Genomic DNA, 21,484 nt, shown 5'->3' on the forward strand with positions numbered 1-21,484 from the left:
TTGTTGGAGTATTTTTTGCTTAATTATTATAACTAAGCTTGCCAGCGCCGGTTGGCCGGTAAAGCGAGATTAACCTTGATAGACGTTTTTATTTGTTGGCTTAATTCAATTTAAAACTGGGATTGTTATGAATCAAATTAATTTTTTATCACAAGATCTTATCAAAGCTGCTGATAATAAAGCAGATAGTTCAGGTGTTGAATCAAGATCCCAGGACAGGGACGACAGCTTTTCTTCCCTGGTAGAGCAGCACAGCCAAAATGATCCCCACAATAAAACCGAGCGGCAAAGCAATAAAAGCGGCAACTCAACCGGCAATGACAGCGGCAATCGCGTTGCTGATAAAAGCGTGAAAGACGTCTCGCGGCCAAAAGATAGTAGCAAAGCCGGCGAACCTGTGGAGCCGGCAGATCAAAACGCGGAATCCGTGGTCAAAGAAGCTCCGGAGACTGACAGTCAGGTGGCCAAAGAAGCCGAAAATATTGATAATGCCGAGCCCGGAGCGAGCGGCAAGCCGGATAAAGCCAAAGATCCCCAGAACCTGATCGACCTGCTTGGCGCTTCGGCCAAGTTGTTGCAGCAGCAAGTCATGGGCGAAGGCGCCGGTAAACAGGAGTTAACCGGTGATGTCAATATCGATGCCGACTTGCTGGAGACAAGTTCAGGAGAAACTTCTGTGCTTGCCAAGCTCAAGGGCTTGGTAAGCCAGCCGACACCGGCAAAAGAAATAAATGTACAGCTTGAAGGACAAGCAGCCGGGGGAGAAAATCTGGAAGCCGAAGGCACTGAGGCAGAAACCTTAACCGCAGAGCAGGCGGCAAAACAGACTAATAAGGCACAAACAAGTGCACAAGATGCTGAATTATTGGCAAAACTAAAAGGCGGAGAAGCCGAAGCAGCAATGAAAGACAAAGCCGGACAGCTGGAAGTCCCTTTGAGTGACAAGAAATTGTCACCCCAGGAACTTATGGCTAAGGTGCAGCAAACCCTGGCGGCAGAGCTAAAAGCTAAAGCCGCTGCCGACAAGGGTGACAGTGAAACCGGTGAAGCAGCTGATGATATCTTGATGGAAAAAACATTCACGGCGGGCAAGGTGCCCCTGGCTGAAGGCGATACCAGTGCTAAAAAGTCGATTCAAGTGAATAAGGCCCTGGGGGATGTAACTAAAGGGGGTGGGGCTGCAGTGCTGGCCCAGTCTGCGGCGAATAATCAGTCCCCGGATGAAGCCGTGGCAGAGATTGACCCTGCTGTGGCAGATAAGCTAGCTGTTGCCGATACTAAACCCGCAGCTATGCAAAACCAAGGCGGCGGCACAGAAAGCCACCGGCCTTTAGGTTTGGCGGCTGAGCATGGCGGGCAAGGCGCCACCAGCCAGGGCGGCAGCGAGCAGGGAAAAAATAACGGCAACCCCTCGGGGCAGCAGGCAAGCTCCGCTGAGGCGTTAATGGCGAAAGAAGACACCAGTCAGGTCCAGCAGCATAAAGTGGCGACTACTCCCTTGAAGGAGCAAAGCGCATTGGCGGCGCAAATGAATAATTCCGCCCTGGCCAATTCGGAAACACCGCAGGCGCATAATTCTGAGCATGTCCTGGATTCGGTAGCCACTAAGGTGAATGCCGAAAATTTGCAGACGCAAAAAAACAACCTGACCACCCTGAATGAAGCCCTGAACCTGCGTAAAGATTTTGTTGGCCCGATGAAAGAAAAAGTCATGATCATGATTAACCAGAAAATCCAGCAGGTGGAAATACGGCTTGATCCGCCGGAGCTGGGCAATATGCATGTCAGGGTGAATCTGCAAAATGAGCAGGCGGCGGTGAACTTTTTAGTGCAAAACCAGCAGGCCAAAGAAGCGCTGGAGCAGGGCATGGGCAAACTTAAAGATATGCTTTCAGAAAGTGGTGTTGATGTCGGCGATGCCAATGTTGCCCAACAGCAGCAGGGCTCCGGGGATAATGAACAGGGTTTTGGCCACGATCAGCAAGACAATGGCCGGGAAAATCATGGGCTGGAACAGCAGGAGTTGGTGATGCAGGCAAGTTTTGAGCAAGGCACAGCTTCCGGGGTTGATTATTATGCCTAGTTTAACTCTGCCCGGCTGTAGCCTGTTTGGTTAAAACCCAGCGGTTATGCTGGTTAAAGCCTGTGCAATTGGCCTTGATTCGCTTATAAAAAATGATAAATTCATTGGCTCAGTGGCTATTCAAGGATATAGTCTAGTGTAGATTGGCTAATTTTAAGAAAAAGGGTCACAAATGGCTGATGACAAAGAGTTAGAGCTGGATAAACCGGCAAAAAATAAAAAAATTATCATCATCGCTGCCGTAGTTGCCGTTCTTGCCCTGGCAGGCGGTGCCGCCTTCTTTTTTCTCGGCGGCGATTCGGTTAGTGAAGCCGAATTAGAAGCAGCACTCGATACTGCAGATCCGGCGGTGGTCGCTGCCCAGGTAGAAGAAGCAGCGGCGGCAGAAGCCGGCACGGCCTTGTATGTGCCTATGCCGCGTCCGTTTCGTTTCAATGTTCCGGGTGCTTCCCGTGACCGCTTTGTTGAAATCCGGGTACAGTTACTGGTACGCGGCGCAGACAATGAAGAAACCGCGAAAAAACACGTGCCTTTGCTGGAAAGCACCCTGTTAGGGGTCTTCTCGCAGGCCAATGCCGATGACCTTTCCACCAGTGCCGGGAAAACCTCGCTGAAGCAAAAATCACTGGCGGAAGTGCAAAAAATTATGATGGATATCGCCGGTAATAAAATTATTGAACAGGTATTGTTTACCGGTTTTGTCATGCAATAGCAATTTGGCTGCAAAAAGAGTACTACTGAGTGAGTGATTTATTATCGCAAGACGAGATCGATGCGCTACTTCATGGTGTCGACGATGTCGAAGAAGAAGAGATAGTAGAGGAGTCCGTCGAACAGGAAGGGACTTCCGACTATGATTTTTCCTCACAGGACCGTATCGTTCGCGGCCGCATGCCGACCCTGGAAATGGTGAACGAACGTTTTGCCCGTCATATGCGTATCAGCTTGTTTAATATGATGCGTCGCAGCGCCGAAGTATCCATCAATGGTATCCAGATGATCAAGTTTGGTGAGTACGTACATACCTTGTTCGTACCGACCAGCTTGAATATGGTGCGTTTCAGACCGCTTAAAGGTACGGCGCTGATCACCATGGAAGCCCGCCTTGTGTTTATTCTGGTGGATAACTTCTTTGGTGGCGACGGCCGTTACCATGCCAAAATCGAAGGGCGCGAATTTACCCCGACCGAGCGCCGTATTATCCAGATGTTGCTTAAGCTGATCTTTGAAGATTATAAAGAAGCCTGGTCGCCGGTGATGGATGTTTCTTTTGAATACCTGGACTCCGAAGTGAACCCGTCGATGGCCAATATCGTCAGTCCTACTGAAGTGGTGGTGATCAGCTCTTTCCATATCGAGCTTGATGGCGGCGGCGGCGACTTCCACGTGGCCTTGCCTTATTCCATGCTTGAGCCGATACGTGAACTGCTTGATGCCGGTGTGCAAAGTGATAAAGAAGATACCGATATGCGCTGGTCCAAGGCGCTGCGGGATGAAATTATGGATGTGCCGGTAGAGCTCTCGACTAAGTTCCTGGAAGTGGATTTACCCCTTTCTCAGGTAATGGAGCTTGAAGCCGGCGATATTATTCCGATTGAAATGCCGGATCATATTACCGTGCTGATTGAAGACCTGCCGTCGTTCAGGGCCAAGCTTGGCCGCAGCCGCGACAATGTTGCCCTGAAGATAGAATCGAAAATCAAGCGTCCTGAGTCGGTGAAATCCGAACTGACGATATTAACCAAAGGCGGTAAACGTCTGGACAGCGATGCCGAGTTGCATCTGTTAGAAGATGATTTATAAAAGATTCGTTAACAAGTGAATGTATAACAGATTAATGACTTAGGGAAGACTTGACCCTTTGAGGGATTTTTTAAGTGATTAAGATCATGAATGTATTGAGGTAAGTGCCATGAGCAATGAAAATGATGATGATCTGGGGATGTGGGACGAGGCACTGAATGAACAAGCTGCCGCCAAAGCCCAGGCAAGCGGCGATTTAGATGCCGAAAAGGTTGAGCTGGAAGAGCTCGAAGAAGATGCCCCGATTTCCGGCGAAGAAAAACGTAAACTGGATGCGATTTTAGATATCCCGGTCACCATTTCCATGGAAGTGGGCCGCAGCCATATCAGTATCCGTAACTTGTTGCAGCTGAACCAGGGCTCTGTGGTAGAACTTGACCGGGTGGCCGGTGAGTCGTTAGACGTGCTGGTTAACGGTACCTTGATTGCTCACGGCGAAGTGGTTGTGGTGAATGACAAGTTTGGTATTCGCCTGACGGATGTCATCAGCCAGATAGAAAGAATCAAGAAGTTAAAATAAAGGCGGGATATGATGCGGTATATACTTGCCTGTTTTTTATTGATGTTTTCCTTTGTGAGTTTTGCCCAGGAAACGGCCCAGACAACAGCCCAGGAAAAGGCCGGGCAAACGCCTGCGGCTGCGGCGCAGCAAGCCCCCGGGCAGGACAAGGTGCAGGCCGCGCCTGAAGCCGCTCCCACCGAAGTGGGAAAGCATGTCGGCACCAACATGGACTCGATGAGTTTTATCCTGTCGTTTTTGATGATACTGGCGCTGATTTTTGTTTGCGCCATGCTGTTAAAGAAATTTCAGCCGGGTTTGCAGCAGCAAAACGGTTTGAAGGTCATCACCAGCTTAAGTTTAGGGGCAAAAGAACGCGTTGTTGTGGTCCAGGCGGGTGAGCAGCAATTATTATTAGGGGTGACCGCCCATCAAATCACTTTGCTTGACTCCCTTGAAGAGCCTTTGGCCCAGGGCACGCCGATCACCGGCGACCTCGGTCAGTCATTCGCTAAGTTATTAAGAAAGTCGTCATAGGGCGGGTGAGTGGATTTATGAAACAAACAAATGCCAGAGCAACGGGCGCCATCAAAAACATTATCCCTGGTCTGACCCTGTTGCTGGGCCTGCTGTTACTGTTTGCCGGCCAGGCTTATGCGGCAGATGATCTCGGCATGTCGGCCTTAAAGTTGACCACCAATCCGGACGGCTCCCAGGAATATTCCATCACCCTGCAAATCCTGATCTTTATGACGGCGCTGGGTTTTATTCCCGCCGCGGTGATCATGATGACCTCTTTCACCCGGATTGTGGTGGTGATGGCGATTTTGCGACAGGCAATAGGTTTACAGCAAACCCCTTCCAACCAGGTAGTGATCGGCCTGACCCTGTTTATGACGTTATTTGTGATGACTCCTGTCTATAATCAAATCAATGAAGTTGCTATCCAGCCCTACCTGGCGGAGCAAATGACTTCGATTGAGGCGGTCGATCAAGCCAAAGTGCCCCTTAGGGCCTTTATGCTGGAGCAAACCCGACTCAAGGATTTGGATACCCTGGCGCAAATGGCAGGTGTAGAAGCCGAACAGCCGACGGATCTGCCGATGACAGTGATCATTCCGGCTTTTGTGATCAGTGAATTGAAAACCGCGTTTCAAATCGGGTTTATTTTATTTATTCCCTTTTTGATCATTGATTTGGTGGTGGCCAGTATCTTGATGGCGATGGGGATGATGATGTTATCGCCCATGATAGTGTCCCTGCCGTTTAAACTGATGTTATTTGTGCTGGTGGACGGCTGGAACCTGGTGATAGGCACCATAGCCACCAGTTACGGTATGGGTTCAGTGTAAAGGAGTCTTGGTATGGGACCCGAAGTTTTTGTTGATATCTTACGTGATGCCCTGTTCCTGGTGATTGTGCTGGTGAGCGCGGTGATCGTGCCCAGTTTGCTGGTCGGTCTGGTGGTGGCGATTTTCCAGGCGGCCACCTCGATTAACGAACAAACCCTAAGCTTTTTACCGCGCCTGCTGGTAACCCTGATGGCGCTGATCGCCGGCGGCCATTGGCTGGTGCAAAAATTAATGGATTATACTTTCCGCCTGATCGCCAGTATTCCCAGTGTGATCAGCTGATGGAATTTACCGAATCAGTTGTTAACCAGTTTATGGCTGATTTTCTCTTGCCTTTGTCGAGGATCACCGCACTGGTGATGACCATGATAGGCTTGAGCTCGCAAACGATACCGGCGCCGATCAAACTGGCGTTCTCTGTAGCCATCACAGTGGCGATTATGCCGGCCATTCCCCCTTCAAATGTCGGGAATTTATTTTCCTTTGCCACCGTGATCCTGGTGGCGAAACAAACCATTATCGGCGTCCTGATCGGCTTTGTGACGGTTTTGGTGATCAATACCTTTACCCTGGCGGGCCAAATCATCGCCATGCAGACCGGTTTAGGTTTTGCTTCATTAGTAGACCCCGTCAGCGGTATGAATGTCCCGGCGGTGGGGCAATTTTTCCTGATCTTATCTTCCTTATTATTCTGGGCGATGGACGGGCACCTTATTTACCTGCAATTTATTACCGCCAGCTTTGAGACCATTCCGGTTTCCAGCACCCATATCTACCCCAGTGTCCGTTTTAAAGAGCTGGTGGAATGGGCCAGCTGGATGTTTGCCACCTCCTTGTCCTTGTCGCTTGCGCCGCTTACCGCCATGTTGCTGGTAAATTTTTCTTTTGGCATCATGACCCGGGCGGCGCCGCAGCTGAATATCTTTGCCATAGGTTTCCCTATTACCATGTGTGCAGGATTAATTATCATGTGGCTGACGATGGGCAACTTTCTTACTCACTTTGAACTGCAATGGCAGCGCGCGGTGGATTTTAGTTGTTACCTGATAAATTGCCGGGCGACATCATGATGTCGTCAAGGCCAGATACGCTGATTATATCGACTATTTTATTGTCTGTTTTATCGGTAAGGGGTAAGCTTTTTATTCAACTTGAGCAGCAGCGGCAACAGGTTTCAGCTTTTAGTCCTGGCATACTTTCCTGCTTAAGTGATCATGAGGCAAAGTAGATGGCTGATTCTGACAGCGGAGAAAAGACCGAAGAACCGACGGCGAAAAAGCTGTCGGACGCCCGAAAAAAGGGCCAGATAGCCAGATCCAAAGAGCTGGGCACTATGTTTGTGCTGGTTGGCAGTGCCAGCGCCTTGTTGATGACCGGAGAGTCCCTGGTAGCGGCTTTATCTACTATGATGAAGCGGCTGTTTAGTCTTTCCCGCGAGGAAACTATGGATATCCACGCCCTGTACCAGGTGGTCAGCGATAGTGTTGCTTCGGTAGCCGCGCCTTTGCTGTGGATGTTTTTCATTATCATGTTGGCGGCCTTTATCGGTAATACCTTGCTTGGCGGTATGAGTTTTTCCTGGGGGGCGATGGCGCCCAAATTCAGCAAACTCTCACCTTTGGCGGGTTTTAAGCGTATGTTTGGGGTGCAGGCCATGGTGGAGTTTGTCAAATCCCTGATGAAATTCTTTGTTGTCTTTATCGTCGCCTACCTGCTGTTGTCCGGATTATTTGATCAGATCTTGGGGCTAAGTCTGGAGTCTATTCCGAATAATTTTGGTCATGCGGTGGATATGCTGTTGTGGATGTTTATGGCGCTGACCTTCTCGTTAATCATCATTGCCGCCGTTGATGCCCCTTATCAAAGCTGGAATCATAACCGCCAGTTAAAAATGACCAAGCAGGAAATCAAGGATGAGATGAAAAACTCCGAAGGCAACCCGCAAACCAAAGGGCGCATTCGCCAGAAGCAATATGAGATGTCGCAGCGGCGTATGATGCAGGAAGTGCCCAATGCCGATGTGGTGGTGACCAACCCCACCCATTATTCGGTGGCATTAAAATATGATGCCGACCAGGGCGGGGCGCCGGTTGTCGTGGCCAAGGGCATAGACGAGATGGCCATGCATATCCGCACTATTGCCAAAGAACACGGGGTGGAAATAATCCAGTCGCCGGCGCTGGCCCGTTCCCTCTATTATACCGCGGAAATCGATCAGGATATTCCGGAAGAGCTTTTTGCTGCGGTGGCGCAGATCCTGGCATTTTTATTTCAGCTTAAGGCCCATAGAAAAGGTAAGGGACGCAGGCCTCAGGCGCTGGCGAAAAACCTGCCTATTCCTGAAGAATATCGGTACTAGTTATCTTCGATGTTCGTCAGATTTATCTATTTACATTTCTGTAACGGTAATCTGGTTAAGCTTTGTTCACTTGGTTTTAGTTCTCTATAAACTGGTCTACTTATTGCTTTTTACTGCCAGGCGTCAAAATTTTATCAAGAAGTAACTATGCAATTAGCAGCGTATTTTAATAAATTCGACAAAAGCAAATTAAACTATTTTTCCGGCTTAGGCACACCTTTATTGGTGATGGCAACCTTAGGCATGGTGATCTTGCCGATGCCTGCTTTGCTCCTCGATGTACTCTTTTCCTTTAATATCGCCCTGGCGCTGGTGGTATTACTTATTACTGTTTATACCTTAAAACCCCTGGACTTTGGCTCTTTCCCCGCCGTGTTGTTGATTGCAACCATATTGCGGCTGGCGCTAAATGTTGCCAGTACCCGGGTGGTTTTGCTTGAAGGCCATGAAGGCGGTGATGCCGCGGGCAAAGTTATCGAAGCTTTCGGCTCCGTGGTGATCGGTGGTAATTATGCCGTCGGTTTAGTGGTGTTTTTAATTCTGATCATTATCAATTTTGTCGTGGTCACCAAAGGTGCCGGCCGGATTTCGGAAGTTACCGCCCGTTTTACCCTGGATGCGATGCCGGGTAAACAAATGGCAATTGACGCCGATTTAAATGCCGGTTTTATCAACCAGGATCAGGCGCGTGCCAGACGTGAAGAAGTCACCAATGAAGCTGATTTTTATGGCTCTATGGACGGTGCCAGTAAATTTGTCAAAGGGGATGCCATTGCCGGTATCCTGATCCTATTTATCAATATTATCGGCGGCTTAATCATAGGCATGGTACAGCATGGCTTGTCTTTTGATAATGCCGTTGAAATTTATACCCTGCTGACCATAGGTGACGGCCTGGTGGCGCAAATCCCAGGTTTGCTGCTATCGGTTGGCACCGCCATCGTTGTTACCCGACAAAATACCTCGGAAGATATGGGCTCCCAGGTCAGCGGTCAGCTGGGCCAGGAGAAGTCTTTATATATTGCCGCCGGTGTAATGTTTGTTATGGGCATAGTGCCGGGCATGCCACACTTTGTCTTTTTATTCTTTGCCGCAGTGATCGGCGCCGGTGCTTATTTTGGTGGTAAGCATAAGGCGAAGAAGGCGGTAGAGCTGGCTCAGGCACAGGAGCAGGAGCAGGTTGAAACCCAGCAGCAGGAAGCGGAAGTGAAAGAGCTGGACTGGGATGATGTCAACCATGTCGATATTATCGGTCTGGAAATAGGTTACCGGTTAATTCCTCTGGTGGATAAGGCGCAGGGCGGTGAATTGCTTAGCCGCATCAAAGGGGTGAGGAAGAAGCTTTCTCAGGAATTCGGCTTCCTGGTACCTGCGGTGCATATCCGGGATAACCTGGACTTAGACCCTAATTGTTATCAGATTTCCCTGATGGGAGTGGCGGTAGGTACGGCGGAAATTCGTCACGATCAGGAGCTGGCTATTAACCCCGGGCAGGTCTTTGGTCAGCTCGAAGGTACGGTCACCAAAGACCCTGCTTTTGGCCTGGATGCGGTATGGATCAATCAAAATCAGCGTGAACATGCCCAGACTCTAGGTTATACCGTGGTGGATGCCGCAACTGTGCTGGCGACCCATTTAAGTCAGATATTAACCAATAATGCATCTCAGTTACTGGGTCATGAAGAAGTGCAAAACTTGATGGATATCCTGGCGAAAAGTTACCCTAAACTGGTGGAAGGCCTGATCCCGGATATCCTGCCGTTAGGGACTGTGGTTAAAGTATTGCAGAACCTGATGAATGAAGGGGTTGCCGTACGCGATATGAGAAGCATAGTCCAGACCCTGGTGGAGTATGGTCCCAAGAGCCAGGATACCGAAGTATTAACCGCCGCGGTGCGTATTGCTATCCGTAAATTTATTATCCAGGACCTGGTAGGCCCTGCGGTTGAAATCCCCGTCATAACTTTGTCACCTGAGTTGGAACAGATGTTGCATCAGTCTATGCAGATGGCCGGAGATGATGGCGCAGGCATAGAACCAGGTTTGGCAGAACGCATGCAAAAATCATTATCCGAAGGGGTACAGCAGCAGGAAATGGCTGGCGACGCCCCGATATTACTGACATCAGGGATTTTACGCTCGGTACTGGCGAAATTTACCAAGTATACGATTCCAAGTCTGCGGGTGGTTTCCTATCAGGAGATTCCCGACGACAAACAAATTAAGATTGTCAGTGTTATCGGCCAGTAATAGATGAATTAACATTATTGCAGAGCAGTATTCAGTCACCAGCAGCTGGATGATAAGGGGTTATCAGTGAAAATTAGACGTTTTGTAGCGAAAGATATGCGAACAGCATTAACGCAAATAAAAGAAGAGTTAGGTGCTGATGCCGTTATTATGTCCAATAAAAAGATCCCGGAAGGGGTCGAGCTGATGGCGGCGGTTGATTATAACCAGGTGGTACCGGAAGCCCGTAGCGATGAAGCGGAAGTGGCAAGCGGCAATCCTGCTGCCGCTATGTCCCAGTCAGCCAATGGCCGGGCGATGGAAAATGATGTGGTGATGTTGGGTCAGCAAAAGGCCGCCGCGATTCAAAATGCGATGACGCAACAGGGAATACCACAAGCGGCTATGCCTCAAGCCGCAGCTGCACCGGCAAGTACTGATAGCGCGAGTGTACCGGCAGACAGCTTATCGGCGTTACTGCAGCGCCAGGCCCAAAGCAATGCCAATAGCGCAGCTCAAACCCCTCAAGCCGCTGTGGCCCAAGCACCGAGTCCGCAGCAAGAAGCGCCGTTAGGCAGTATCGAAGAGCAATTTAAAAACTTTACCCAGAGATTGGAACAATCAAATGTTGGCGCGGATGACAATAATTTGGCGCGCAATAACGGTCAAGAAAGTGCCGGTCAAGAAAGTGACATCTTTGCCGACTTGGATAATGGCTTTGACAGCCAAACCCAGGCAAGCACCCTGAGCTCAGCAGCCATGAACCCCCATGGCGGCGCCGTTGCTCAGCAAGACTTTGACAATATGAAGAAAGAAATGGCTTCTATCCGCCAATTACTTGAGCATCAGGTCTCCGGTTTGATGTGGCAGGATATGGCGCAAAAAGATCCCTCTCGCGCACTCTTGGTAAGCCGGCTAAAAGCGATTGGCGTGACCGAGCAACTGGCGGATCAAATTGCCGGTTATGTGCCGGCTAATGTTAATGAAGAGGATGCCTGGGAGCAGGCCTGTGAACTGATGGCCCGGCAGATCAATACTACCAATAACGATATTATTCACCGCGGCGGTGTGGTGGCCTTAGTCGGCCCCACCGGCGTAGGTAAAACCACGACCGTGGCCAAACTGGCTGCCCGCTTTGCCCAGATCCACGGCGCCGACCAGGTGGCAATGATTTCAACCGATACCTATCGCATCGGCGGTTATGAGCAGCTTGCCACTTATGGCCGCATTATCGGCTGCCAGGTTAAGCAGGCGAAAGATGCCCAGGCCCTGGATGCCCTTATCCAGCAATTTGGTAAAAAGAAACTTATCCTTATCGATACCGCGGGTATGGGGCAAAGAGATATGCGTTTAGCGCAACACTTAACTACCTTAATTGCCAATGCCCGTGTTAGAATCAGAAACTATCTGGTATTAGGCGCCAATGCGCAGCAAAGAGTGATGCAGGAAAATGTTGAGCGCTTTAAAAAAGTGCCTTTATCGGGATGTATTTATACTAAACTTGACGAAAGTCTAAGTATTGGCGAAATTATCTCTACATCCATTCAAAATGGCTTGCCAATAAGTTATCTTACTGACGGTCAAAGAGTTCCTGAAGATATTAAAGTTGCAAATGCCGAGAAATTAGTTACTCTTGCTGATAAAATGGCAAATAAAGTCGCAGGTAATAATCCCGGGGGATGGCAATCAGTATCGATGAACCCTGCAGCAGTTGTATAATAACGAGAAGTAGTTAGATGATAGATCAAGCGAGTGGCTTACGAAAAATGCAAGATTTACAACAAATCAAAGTCATTGCTGTATCAGGAGGAAAAGGGGGGGTCGGTAAAACGAATGTTTCACTTAATACCTCTATTGCTCTGGCACAACAAGGCAAACGAGTTTTAGTACTTGATGCCGATTTAGGTTTAGCCAATGTCGATGTGATGCTGGGCCTGAGAGTTCAGCGCAACCTGTCCCATGTCTTGTCCGGGGAATGTGAACTCGATGATATCATTATCAAAGGGCCCGCCGGCATTAATATCATTCCGGCCAGTTCCGGCACCCAGTCCATGGTAGACCTGACGCCGGCAGAGCATGCCGGTTTGATCCGTGCCTTTAGTGATATGCACGGTCAGTTTGATGTGCTGGTGGTGGACACTGCCGCCGGTATTTCCGATATGGTGCTTAGTTTTTGTCGCGCTGCCCAGGATGTAATGTTAGTGGTGTGTGATGAACCCACGTCTATTACCGACTGCTATGCTCTGATGAAATTATTAAGCCGGGACCACGACGTTTTTAAATTTAAAGTTGTCGCCAATATGGTACGCAGTCCTAAGGAAGGGCAACAACTTTTTGGTAAGCTGACCAAGGTTACCGACCGTTTTCTCGACGTTGCCCTGGAGTTGGTGGCGGTGATCCCCTTTGATGAACATATCCGCAAATCGGTAAGAAAACAGAAGGCGGTTATTGAAGCATTCCCCGAGTGCCCTGCCGCACAAGCCTTTAAAGCGCTGGCAAAACGCGTTATCAGCTGGCCTGTTCCGAAACAGGCGTCGGGCCATTTAGAGTTTTTTATCGAGCAGTTATTAGAGCATTAATTTCATAGACTGGTGGAGCAAGCGTGGTCAAAACAAATGCTTATAACATGCATAACGACAAATCTGCACTTCTGGAGCGGCATAGCGTATTAGTCAAACGTATTGCCTACCATTTACTAGCCAGGTTACCTTCAAGCGTACTTGTTGATGACCTGATCCAGTCCGGTATGATAGGCTTATTTGAAGCCGCCAATAATTTTGACGGCAGCAAAGGGGCAAGTTTTGAAACCTTTGCCGGTATCCGCATTCGCGGCGCCATGCTCGATGAAATTCGCCGCGGTGATTGGACTCCGAGATCTGTCCATAAAAACAGCCGGTTGATCAGTGATGCTATCCGGGCGCTGGAAGCTGAATTGGGACGAGATGTTACCGATATAGAAGTCGCTGAAAAACTTGATATTTCATTGAATGAATACCATCATATACTTAACGAAGTCAGTAGTGGCAAAATAATAGGCATCGCAGACCTTGGTGCCAGTGAAGATACCATCAATTTTGATGAAGACAGCCACGTTGATGATCCTTATCAAAACATCGAGCAGGTTGCCTTTAAAAAAGGGTTGAGCGAGTGTATTTCTACTTTACCTGAGCGAGAAGCTTTAGTACTGTCCTTGTATTATGATGAAGAATTAAATTTGCGTGAAATTGGCCAGGTACTGGATATCAGTGAATCCAGGGTCAGCCAAATTCACTCTCAGGCGATGCATAGGTTAAAAGCACGTATGCAATCCTGGAAAAGTTAAGTAGAATATAATATAAATCGATTTTTAACGTTTCACCGGAGGGTGCCTTGGATAAAAATATGAAAGTTCTTGTAGTTGATGACTTTTCAACGATGAGACGAATAGTTAAAAACTTGTTACGAGATTTAGGTTTCACTAACATTTCAGAAGCGGATGACGGCAGCACGGCTTTGCCTATGCTTCAGGGTGGAGACTTTGATTTTGTAGTAACCGACTGGAATATGCCCGGCATGCAGGGGATTGACCTGCTAAAGGCAATACGCGCCGATGAGCGTTTGGCACATATCCCGGTATTGTTGATCACCGCCGAAGCGAAAAAAGAACAAATCGTCATGGCAGCGCAAGCCGGCGTTAACGGTTATATTGTTAAGCCGTTTACTGCTGCGACCTTAAAAACAAAACTTGATAAGATTTTTGAACGTTTAGGTTAATACGTTCTGGTTGTCAATATGTAAGGACGTAGCATGACAAAATTGATGAGTGGCCATGTTTCTCTGGAACAGGCCAAGTTACTGGTGGAGTATTTAGATAGCGGCCAGCAGGAAAAGGCTGATGAGCTTATAGCGGAAATACAAAATCCTATTAATTCTGAGCTTTTTGCTGAAATTGGCAAGCTAACTCGTCAGTTGCATGACTCGTTGATGAATTTTCAACTTGACTCGCGTCTGAATGATTTAGCAACAGCGGATATTCCTGACGCGAAAGAACGCTTGAATTATGTCATTACCCGTACTGAAGAAGCAGCCAACAAGACCATGGATGCGGTTGAGTCTATCTTTCCTGCGATAGACTCTCTTCAGGATAAGGTGAAAACAGTCAATCCGCTTTGGCAAAAGTTGATGGACAATCAACTTAATCTGGGCGAATTTAAAAATCTTTGCCTGGATATAGATACATTATTGAAAATCACCGGGACGGAATCCGACCGTATCCATTCCCTGATGACCGATGTGCTGATGGCTCAGGACTTCCAGGATTTAACCGGACAGGTTATTCGCAAAGTCATTGACTTGGTGAGGGAAGTAGAAGACAGCCTGATCGGCATGTTAACCGCGTTTGGTATTTCGTCAACTACAGGGCAGGCGATTGCCAAACCGAGCGTCGGCGATAATCTGGTTGAAGGGCCGATCGTCAATACCGAAGAAAGAGATGATGTTGTCAGTGATCAGGATGACGTAGATGATCTTTTGTCTAGTCTAGGATTTTAAGGGGAATAAAAGTATGTCCTTTGAAGCAGATGAAGAAATTCTTCAGGATTTTTTAATAGAAGCTGGTGAAATACTCGAATCTCTGTCTGAGCAGTTGGTTGAACTGGAGAATGATCCCGATAATGCAGAGCTGCTCAATGCCATTTTTAGGGGATTCCATACCGTTAAGGGCGGAGCCGGCTTTTTATCATTAACCGAGCTGGTTGATGTTTGCCACGGCGCAGAAAATATTTTCGATATCTTGCGCAATAATCAACGCTCGGTGACCTCTGAGTTGATGGATGTTATTTTACAAGCGCTCGACTCCATTAACGAAATGTTTGAAAATGTCAAAGAGCGTATTCCACTGGAGGCTGCCGAGCCGGAATTGCTGGCTGAGCTGCACCGTTTAAGCGTACCCGAAGGGGCTGCTGAATCAGTGGCAAATGAGGAAACCCCTGCCGCCGATCCCGAGCCTGCCTTTGAAGAATTTGATCAAGATGATGATTTTGAGGCGGCAACACCGGACGAACCGGCAGATGCTTCTGATGAAATGACCGAAGATGAATTTGAGCGCTTACTTGATGAGCTCCATGGCAGCGGTAGTCCCGGAGCGAGTGAGCAGGGCAAGGCTGCTGATACCAACAGTGGTGACATTACCGACGATGAATTTGAGTCTCTGCTTGATGAGCTCCACGGGCAAGGGGCGTTTTCCCCCGGCGTTGGTGCTCCGGTTGCAACGTCAAGCGGCGGCGATGAAATTAATGACGCAGAATTTGAAGATTTGCTTGATCAGATCCATGGTAAGGGACAGGCACCTAAATCGGTGATCCCCGCAGCAGATACTGCGCCGCCGCCACCTGCCGCTAAAGCCGAGAAAGCTGAGCCTAAACCTAAAGCCGTTCCTAAAGCTGTACCTGAGAAAAAAGCCGCCCCGGCACCAGCCAAAAAGGTCGCGAAACCTGCGGCTAAAGGCAGTGATGATAAAAAAGCGCCAGCCACGCCAACCCCGCAAGCAGAAACGACCGTACGTGTTGATACCAAACGTTTGGATCAGATCATGAATATGGTGGGTGAGCTGGTATTGGTGCGTAACCGTCTTACCAGTTTAGGTATGACCAAGGAAGATGAAGATCTCACCAAGGCCGTTTCTAATTTAGATGCCGTGACCACAGATTTGCAGGGCGCGGTAATGAAAACCCGGATGCAGCCGATTAAGAAGGTCTTTGGCCGTTTCCCTCGGGTGGTAAGGGATCTGGCACGCAGCCTGAAAAAAGAAATCAAGTTAGTGCTTGAAGGGGAAGAAACCGATTTAGATAAAAATCTGGTTGAAGCGTTAGCGGATCCTCTGGTGCATTTAGTGCGCAACTCGGTCGACCATGGTGTTGAAGAGCCGGATGTACGTCAGTCTTTGGGTAAGCCACGCGAAGGTACGGTAATTCTTTCTGCTTCCCAGGAAGGGGATCATATCCTGTTAACCATCAAAGATGATGGTGCCGGTATGAATGCCGAGAAGCTTAAAGAAATAGCGATAGAACGCGGGGTATTAGATGCTGATGCTGCAGCGCGTATGTCGGATAAAGAAGCTTTTAGCCTGATTTTTGCCCCGGGATTTTCTACCAAAACGGAAATTTCGGAAGTCTCCGGCCGTGGTGTCGGCATGGATGTGGTGAAAACCAAGATTACTCAGCTTAATGGTACCGTCAATATCGACTCCGAACTTGGCGTTGGTACTGTGTTGGAAATCAAGGTACCGCTGACACTGGCAATCTTGCCGACCCTGATGGTGGTTGTAGGCGAGCAAACTTTTGCCCTGCCGCTTGCCGGGGTTAATGAGATATTCCATCTCGATTTAACCAATACCAACAGCGTTGATGGTCAGTTGACCATTATTGTCAGGGAAAAAGCGATCCCGCTGTTTTATCTTGACCAATGGCTGGTGAAAGATTTCGAGGAAAAGAGTCGCGACAAGGGACATGTGGTGATCGTTCAGCTGGGCAATCAGCAAGTCGGCTTTGTAGTTGACAGCTTAATCGGCCAGGAAGAAGTGGTGATCAAACCTCTTGATCGTTTGCTTCACGGCACGCCGGGTATGGCGGGGGCAACGATCACCAGTGATGGCGGCATCGCCCTGATCCTGGATGTTCCTAATATGCTGAAATATTACGCGAAGAAGTCGCCAGTAAATAAAAAATTGCGCTCATAATAAAGAGAATATGAATGACCTATAAAATACTCGTTGTTGATGATTCGAGTTTTTTCAGACGTCGTGTCACTGATATCTTAAATAAAGATCCTAATCTCGAAGTGATTGATGTTGCGGTAAACGGCAAGGAAGCCGTTGAAAAAGCGAAACTTTTAAAGCCTGATGTTATCACTATGGATATCGAGATGCCGGTGCTAAACGGCATTGAGGCGGTTAAGCAGATCATGGCTGATTCGCCTGCGGCTATTATCATGTTCTCTTCCCTGACCCACCAGGGAGCGAAAGCCACCCTGGAAGCACTGGACGCCGGTGCGTTGGACTTTTTGCCTAAAAAGTTTAATGAAATCGCGCAAAATAATGAAGAGGCCGGCAGCGTGTTAAGGCAGAGAGTTTCTCAGCTGGCCCGGCGCAGGGCTTTTGCCGTTCGCCGTCCGCTGAGAAGCAGTATAACCCGACCTGACAGGGAAGCCGTTAAAGAGAAGGCCACTGTCACGCCGGCAAAAGAAACCATTGTCAGCAGAAGAGCACGAGTTTCCGGTAAGGAATATAAGCTCTTGGCCATAGGCACGTCCACCGGCGGGCCGGTGGCGCTGCAAAAAATACTTACCCAGCTGCCTGCTAACTTTCCTGTCCCTATTATTATGGTGCAGCATATGCCGGCAGCCTTTACCCAGGCTTTTGCCAACCGTTTGAATTCCCTGTGCAAAATTGAGGTCAAAGAAGCCAGTGATGGCGACGTGCTCAAGCCGGGCCATGCTTATCTGGCTCCGGGAGGCAGGCAAATGCTGCTTGATGGCAAGGAAAGCAATGCTAGATTAAAGATTGTTGATGAGCTGGCGGCGAAAGTGGCTTATAAACCCAGTGTTGATATCAGTTTTGGCTCTGCGGCCAAAGTTTTCCAGGGCAATGTTCTGGGGGTGATCTTAACCGGCATGGGTTCCGATGGCCGGGAGGGCTCGCGTATGCTTAAAGGCAAAGGTGCGACTATCTGGGCCCAGGATGAAGAAACCAGTGTGGTTTATGGCATGCCGCAGGTGGTAACCGCTGCCGGTATTTCTGAATTATCCCTGCCGCTGGATAATTTTGCCGAGTCTATCCTCAAGGAAATGCAGCATGGATAAACTCAGTATCGCTGGCCTGGTTATCGCGATTCTGGCAATTTATGTCGGTTTTAGCGTTGAAGGCGGTACTGTTTCTGCATTATTTGAGTTACCGGCGTTTTTGATTGTTTTTGGCGGTACCCTCGGGGCGGTCATGCTGCAATCATCCACCAAGCAATTTTTTCATGCCATGTCCCTGCTTAAGTGGGTTTTTACCCCGCCGGTTTATGATATTGACCAGGGGATAAAAAATATTATCTCCTGGGCCGAAAAAGCACGTGAGTCCGGTTATCTGGCATTGGAGAATATCGCCCTGGATGAAAGAGATAGCTATATCTATAAAGGCCTTAACCTCTTGGTGGATGGCGCTGAAATTGAGAATTTCAGGGTGTCACTGGAGCTGGACTTAGAGCTTTACCGGGAGCACAATTTGAGATCCGCCCATGTTTTTGAATCTATGGGGGGTTATAGCCCGACCATAGGTATCCTTGGCGCGGTACTTGGCCTGATCCAGGCGCTGGGTAATCTCAGTGATCCCGACTTATTGGGGCAAGGGATCGCTACTGCTTTTGTTGCTACTATTTATGGGGTCGGCTTTGCCAATCTGATTTATTTGCCGATAGCCAATAAAATGAAAGATATTATTCATCAGCAGACTTTATACCGGGAAATGATCGCTGAAGGGCTTATTGCCATCGCTCATGCCGAAAATCCCCATGCTATTGAAAATAAGCTTTCTGCTTTCAGGTTACAGCAATGAACAGGTCCCGCAGCAGAAGGCACAGTGTCGAGCATGACGATGTTCATCGTTGGCTGGTGTCTTATGCCGATTATATGACCTTGCTGTTTGCCTTGTTTGTGGTGTTATATGCCATGGCGATCGTGCATGACAAGCCTTTTGAGACCATCACTGAATCTTTGGGGCGGGTATTTCAGGCGGATCAGGAGCTCACTAAAAATAAGGGGCATGGCGACGATATTCTGCTGGTGAACACGAAAAAAAGCAATAAACCCCTCTACGGTGACGGTTTGCTTGAAGATCCCGGCCCTGAACTGTATGAAGGTGAAAATGAACTTTCCAATATTAAAGACAGCCAGGTAGGCTCTAACTTATCTGTGCTGGAAGAAGAGTTACATGCGGCATTATTTGAGCTGGAGCAGTCGGGTTATGCCAAAATGCAAATTGACGGCGACTGGCTGGAAATCGAATTAAACAGCGGTTTGTTATTCCCGAGCGGCTCGTCGTCGGCGACCCTGGCGGCAAAATCTATCTTAACGGAAATATATAAGGTAATAGGCCCGGCGACTAACTTTATCCGTATTCGGGGTTATACTGATAACCAACCGATTAATAATGAGATTTTTTCGTCAAACTGGGAGTTATCGGTTTATCGCGCCACCGCGATTTTGCGCATGCTGGAGCAGATGTCCCTTAACCCGGCCCGCATGGCAATAGAAGGTTATGGCCAGTATTACCCGAGTGCCGACAACAGCACCGCACAAGGGCGTGCACAAAACCGTAAAGTAGTAATAGCCATTTCTAAATATGGGTTGCAGCAGGCGAAGTTGCTGGAAGAGCCGGGTATAGCGGTAGAAAACTTGCAAAGCCAGGCACAGGAAATTGCGCCGGCGGCGGGGGAAGATGCGGTCAAAATCATTCAGCTGGAAAGTGGTGGTATTCGTATCACCACCCGGGATGAAGAACAACAACCAGAACCAGATAATTAGGATGCAGCCTTGGTCATTTGGACGATAGCAAATCAAAAAGGCGGCGTGGGTAAAACGACGTCTACCATAACATTAGGTGGCTTACTGGCCGAGCAGGGGCACAGGGTCTTATTAGTAGATACCGACCCCCATGCGTCGTTAAGCTATTATTTTGGCATAGAATCGGAAGATCTTGAGCTCAGTGTCTTTGACTTGTTTGTTCAGGTATCCACCAAAGAGCAAATCGAGCAAAGCCTGTGCCCGACCCGGTATGAAAACATCGATATCCTGCCGGCGACGATGGCGTTGGCGACCTTAGATCGTTCCCTCGGCAGTAAAGGGGGCATGGGCCTGGTATTAAAAAAGGCCATGGAGCAGCTGAGCGATGAGTATGATTATGTGCTGATGGATTGCCCGCCGGTGCTCGGGGTCTTGATGGTCAATGCCCTGGCCGCGTCAGATCGTATTTTAGTACCGGTGCAAACGGAATTCCTTGCCCTTAAGGGCCTGGACCGGATGATGAAAACCCTGGATATCATGCAGGGAGAACAGGATAAGCCTTTTTCCTATACCATAATTCCGACCATGTATGATAAAAGAACCAAGGCATCCCTGCTGGCTTACCGCTCTTTGCAGGAAATGTACGGGGATAAGGTCTGGTCAAGTGTGGTGCCTATCGATACCAATTTCAGGAATGCCAGCGTTGAGCAAAAAGTCCCGTCAGACTATGCACATTCAACACGCGGCGTATATGCTTATAAAAAACTGTTAAATTATTTGATGAATTTGCCTGCGGTGAACAGATAAATGAGTAAACCTTTAGCGGCCAGTAAAAAAGTGATGCAAAACTATCTGTCGGAATTATTGACGGATGAAAGCGCTGAGCCGGCACAAACAAGTGAAAAAGAACAAAAACTGGAAAAGCTGCTGCAAAATGTTGCTGCGCCCCAGGCTGAACTGCCGCCCAGGGCTTTGTCACGTAAACGAAAAACTACGGTTAAGGCAAAAGTCAAAACGGCAGAAGTTGCCGAGCCGGAAAAAGTCCTGCCGGTTATTGAACCTAAGGTCGAACAACTTGAGCAAGAGCAACCGCTGCGTACCCGAAAAAGCGAAGGGCCACTAAAAGTTAAGACTGAGGCCAGTTATCGCAAGGGCAGTTTTCAGGCCTTATTTTTTGAAGTTGCCGGCCTGGTGATTGCTGTGCCCCTGATTGAACTGGGGGGCATACATAATATGGACAAAACCAATACCCTGATGGGAAAACCGCCCTGGTTTAAAGGGGTGATGATCCACAGGGAAGAGCAAATCCAGGTGGTGGATACCGCCTTGTGGGTAATGCCGGAAAAATGTGATCAAAAACTAAAAGAATCGCTAAACTATCAATATGTTGTTATGTTAAGTAATACACACTGGGGTCTGATGGCGGAATCTTTGGTGGATACCGTGACCCTGGAGCAAGAAGATGTCAAGTGGTTAGATGCCCCGAGTAAGCGTCCGTGGTTAGCCGGCTTAGTAAAAGATCGTATGTGTGCTCTGCTTGATGTGGTGGAGCTGACGAAATTACTTGATCAGGGGATGAGTATAAATCAGGAATAATAGTGATTAAATTAGTGATGGAACTCGCTGATTTAATTAAT

21 protein-coding genes are annotated in these 21,484 nt (G+C 48.5%); all 21 read left to right on the plus strand.

Annotation, left to right across the window (positions count from 1 at the left end; genetic code table 11):
• The first annotated feature begins 127 nt into the window (after positions 1–127).
• A complete protein-coding gene (locus QL234_RS04135; protein WP_281556578.1) occupies positions 128–2,083 on the plus strand; it encodes a flagellar hook-length control protein FliK in 1,956 nt (651 codons plus the stop codon).
• Positions 2,084–2,255: 172 nt separating this feature from the next.
• Complete coding sequence (gene fliL, locus QL234_RS04140) at positions 2,256–2,795, plus strand: flagellar basal body-associated protein FliL (protein WP_281556579.1); 540 nt, start codon at positions 2,256–2,258, stop codon at positions 2,793–2,795.
• 29 nt (positions 2,796–2,824) lie between these two features.
• A complete protein-coding gene (gene fliM, locus QL234_RS04145; protein ID WP_044830672.1) occupies positions 2,825–3,886 on the plus strand; it encodes a flagellar motor switch protein FliM in 1,062 nt (353 codons plus the stop codon).
• Positions 3,887–3,995: 109 nt separating this feature from the next.
• Positions 3,996–4,406, plus strand: a complete 411-nt coding sequence (fliN, locus tag QL234_RS04150; protein WP_044830673.1) for a flagellar motor switch protein FliN — start codon at positions 3,996–3,998, stop codon at positions 4,404–4,406.
• Between the two features lie 9 nt (positions 4,407–4,415).
• On the plus strand, positions 4,416–4,922 hold the full coding sequence (gene fliO, locus QL234_RS04155) for a flagellar biosynthetic protein FliO (RefSeq protein ID WP_281556580.1): 507 nt from the start codon (positions 4,416–4,418) through the stop codon (positions 4,920–4,922).
• Between the two features lie 137 nt (positions 4,923–5,059).
• Positions 5,060–5,737 (plus strand): flagellar type III secretion system pore protein FliP, encoded by a 678-nt coding sequence (gene fliP, locus QL234_RS04160; RefSeq protein WP_281556950.1) that lies wholly within the window; start codon positions 5,060–5,062, stop codon positions 5,735–5,737.
• A 12-nt stretch (positions 5,738–5,749) separates the two neighbouring features.
• On the plus strand, positions 5,750–6,019 hold the full coding sequence (gene fliQ / locus QL234_RS04165) for a flagellar biosynthesis protein FliQ (protein ID WP_044830674.1): 270 nt from the start codon (positions 5,750–5,752) through the stop codon (positions 6,017–6,019).
• On the plus strand, positions 6,019–6,807 hold the full coding sequence (fliR, locus tag QL234_RS04170) for a flagellar biosynthetic protein FliR (RefSeq protein WP_281556581.1): 789 nt from the start codon (positions 6,019–6,021) through the stop codon (positions 6,805–6,807). The genes fliQ and fliR overlap by 1 nt, the downstream gene beginning before the upstream one ends.
• 158 nt (positions 6,808–6,965) lie before the next feature.
• Positions 6,966–8,096, plus strand: coding sequence for a flagellar biosynthesis protein FlhB (flhB, locus tag QL234_RS04175; RefSeq protein WP_281556582.1), 1,131 nt, complete (start codon positions 6,966–6,968; stop codon positions 8,094–8,096).
• Between the two features lie 147 nt (positions 8,097–8,243).
• Entirely contained in the window at positions 8,244–10,346 is a 2,103-nt protein-coding gene (flhA, locus tag QL234_RS04180; protein ID WP_281556583.1) for a flagellar biosynthesis protein FlhA, read from the plus strand.
• A 66-nt stretch (positions 10,347–10,412) separates the two neighbouring features.
• Positions 10,413–12,044, plus strand: coding sequence for a flagellar biosynthesis protein FlhF (gene flhF / locus QL234_RS04185; RefSeq protein WP_281556584.1), 1,632 nt, complete (start codon positions 10,413–10,415; stop codon positions 12,042–12,044).
• A gap of 17 nt (positions 12,045–12,061) precedes the next feature.
• Positions 12,062–12,904: a MinD/ParA family protein gene (locus QL234_RS04190; protein ID WP_281556585.1), complete on the plus strand. Its 843-nt coding sequence runs from the start codon at positions 12,062–12,064 to the stop codon at positions 12,902–12,904.
• A 47-nt stretch (positions 12,905–12,951) separates the two neighbouring features.
• On the plus strand, positions 12,952–13,647 hold the full coding sequence (locus tag QL234_RS04195; RefSeq protein ID WP_281556951.1) for an RNA polymerase sigma factor FliA: 696 nt from the start codon (positions 12,952–12,954) through the stop codon (positions 13,645–13,647).
• 47 nt (positions 13,648–13,694) lie between these two features.
• Positions 13,695–14,078, plus strand: coding sequence for a chemotaxis response regulator CheY (gene cheY / locus QL234_RS04200; RefSeq protein WP_044836547.1), 384 nt, complete (start codon positions 13,695–13,697; stop codon positions 14,076–14,078).
• A 33-nt stretch (positions 14,079–14,111) separates the two neighbouring features.
• Positions 14,112–14,855: a protein phosphatase CheZ gene (locus tag QL234_RS04205; protein ID WP_281556586.1), complete on the plus strand. Its 744-nt coding sequence runs from the start codon at positions 14,112–14,114 to the stop codon at positions 14,853–14,855.
• 13 nt (positions 14,856–14,868) lie between these two features.
• The gene (locus QL234_RS04210) at positions 14,869–17,040 is read left to right on the plus strand and encodes a chemotaxis protein CheA (RefSeq protein ID WP_281556587.1); all 2,172 of its coding nucleotides are present in this window, start codon (positions 14,869–14,871) and stop codon (positions 17,038–17,040) included.
• Positions 17,041–17,054: 14 nt separating this feature from the next.
• Positions 17,055–18,161: a chemotaxis response regulator protein-glutamate methylesterase gene (locus QL234_RS04215; protein ID WP_281556588.1), complete on the plus strand. Its 1,107-nt coding sequence runs from the start codon at positions 17,055–17,057 to the stop codon at positions 18,159–18,161.
• Complete coding sequence (locus QL234_RS04220; RefSeq protein WP_281556589.1) at positions 18,154–18,900, plus strand: flagellar motor protein; 747 nt, start codon at positions 18,154–18,156, stop codon at positions 18,898–18,900. The genes QL234_RS04215 and QL234_RS04220 overlap by 8 nt, the downstream gene beginning before the upstream one ends.
• The gene (locus tag QL234_RS04225) at positions 18,897–19,868 is read left to right on the plus strand and encodes a flagellar motor protein MotB (protein WP_281556590.1); all 972 of its coding nucleotides are present in this window, start codon (positions 18,897–18,899) and stop codon (positions 19,866–19,868) included. Before QL234_RS04220 ends, QL234_RS04225 begins: the two co-directional genes overlap by 4 nt.
• A 9-nt stretch (positions 19,869–19,877) precedes the next feature.
• Positions 19,878–20,654, plus strand: coding sequence for a ParA family protein (locus tag QL234_RS04230; RefSeq protein WP_281556591.1), 777 nt, complete (start codon positions 19,878–19,880; stop codon positions 20,652–20,654).
• Positions 20,655–21,443: a chemotaxis protein CheW gene (locus QL234_RS04235; RefSeq protein ID WP_281556592.1), complete on the plus strand. Its 789-nt coding sequence runs from the start codon at positions 20,655–20,657 to the stop codon at positions 21,441–21,443.
• Positions 21,444–21,484: the final 41 nt, after the last annotated feature.

Origin of the sequence: Thalassomonas sp. RHCl1, from assembly GCF_947387555.1 — a bacterium.
Classification (GTDB): domain Bacteria; phylum Pseudomonadota; class Gammaproteobacteria; order Enterobacterales; family Alteromonadaceae; genus Thalassomonas.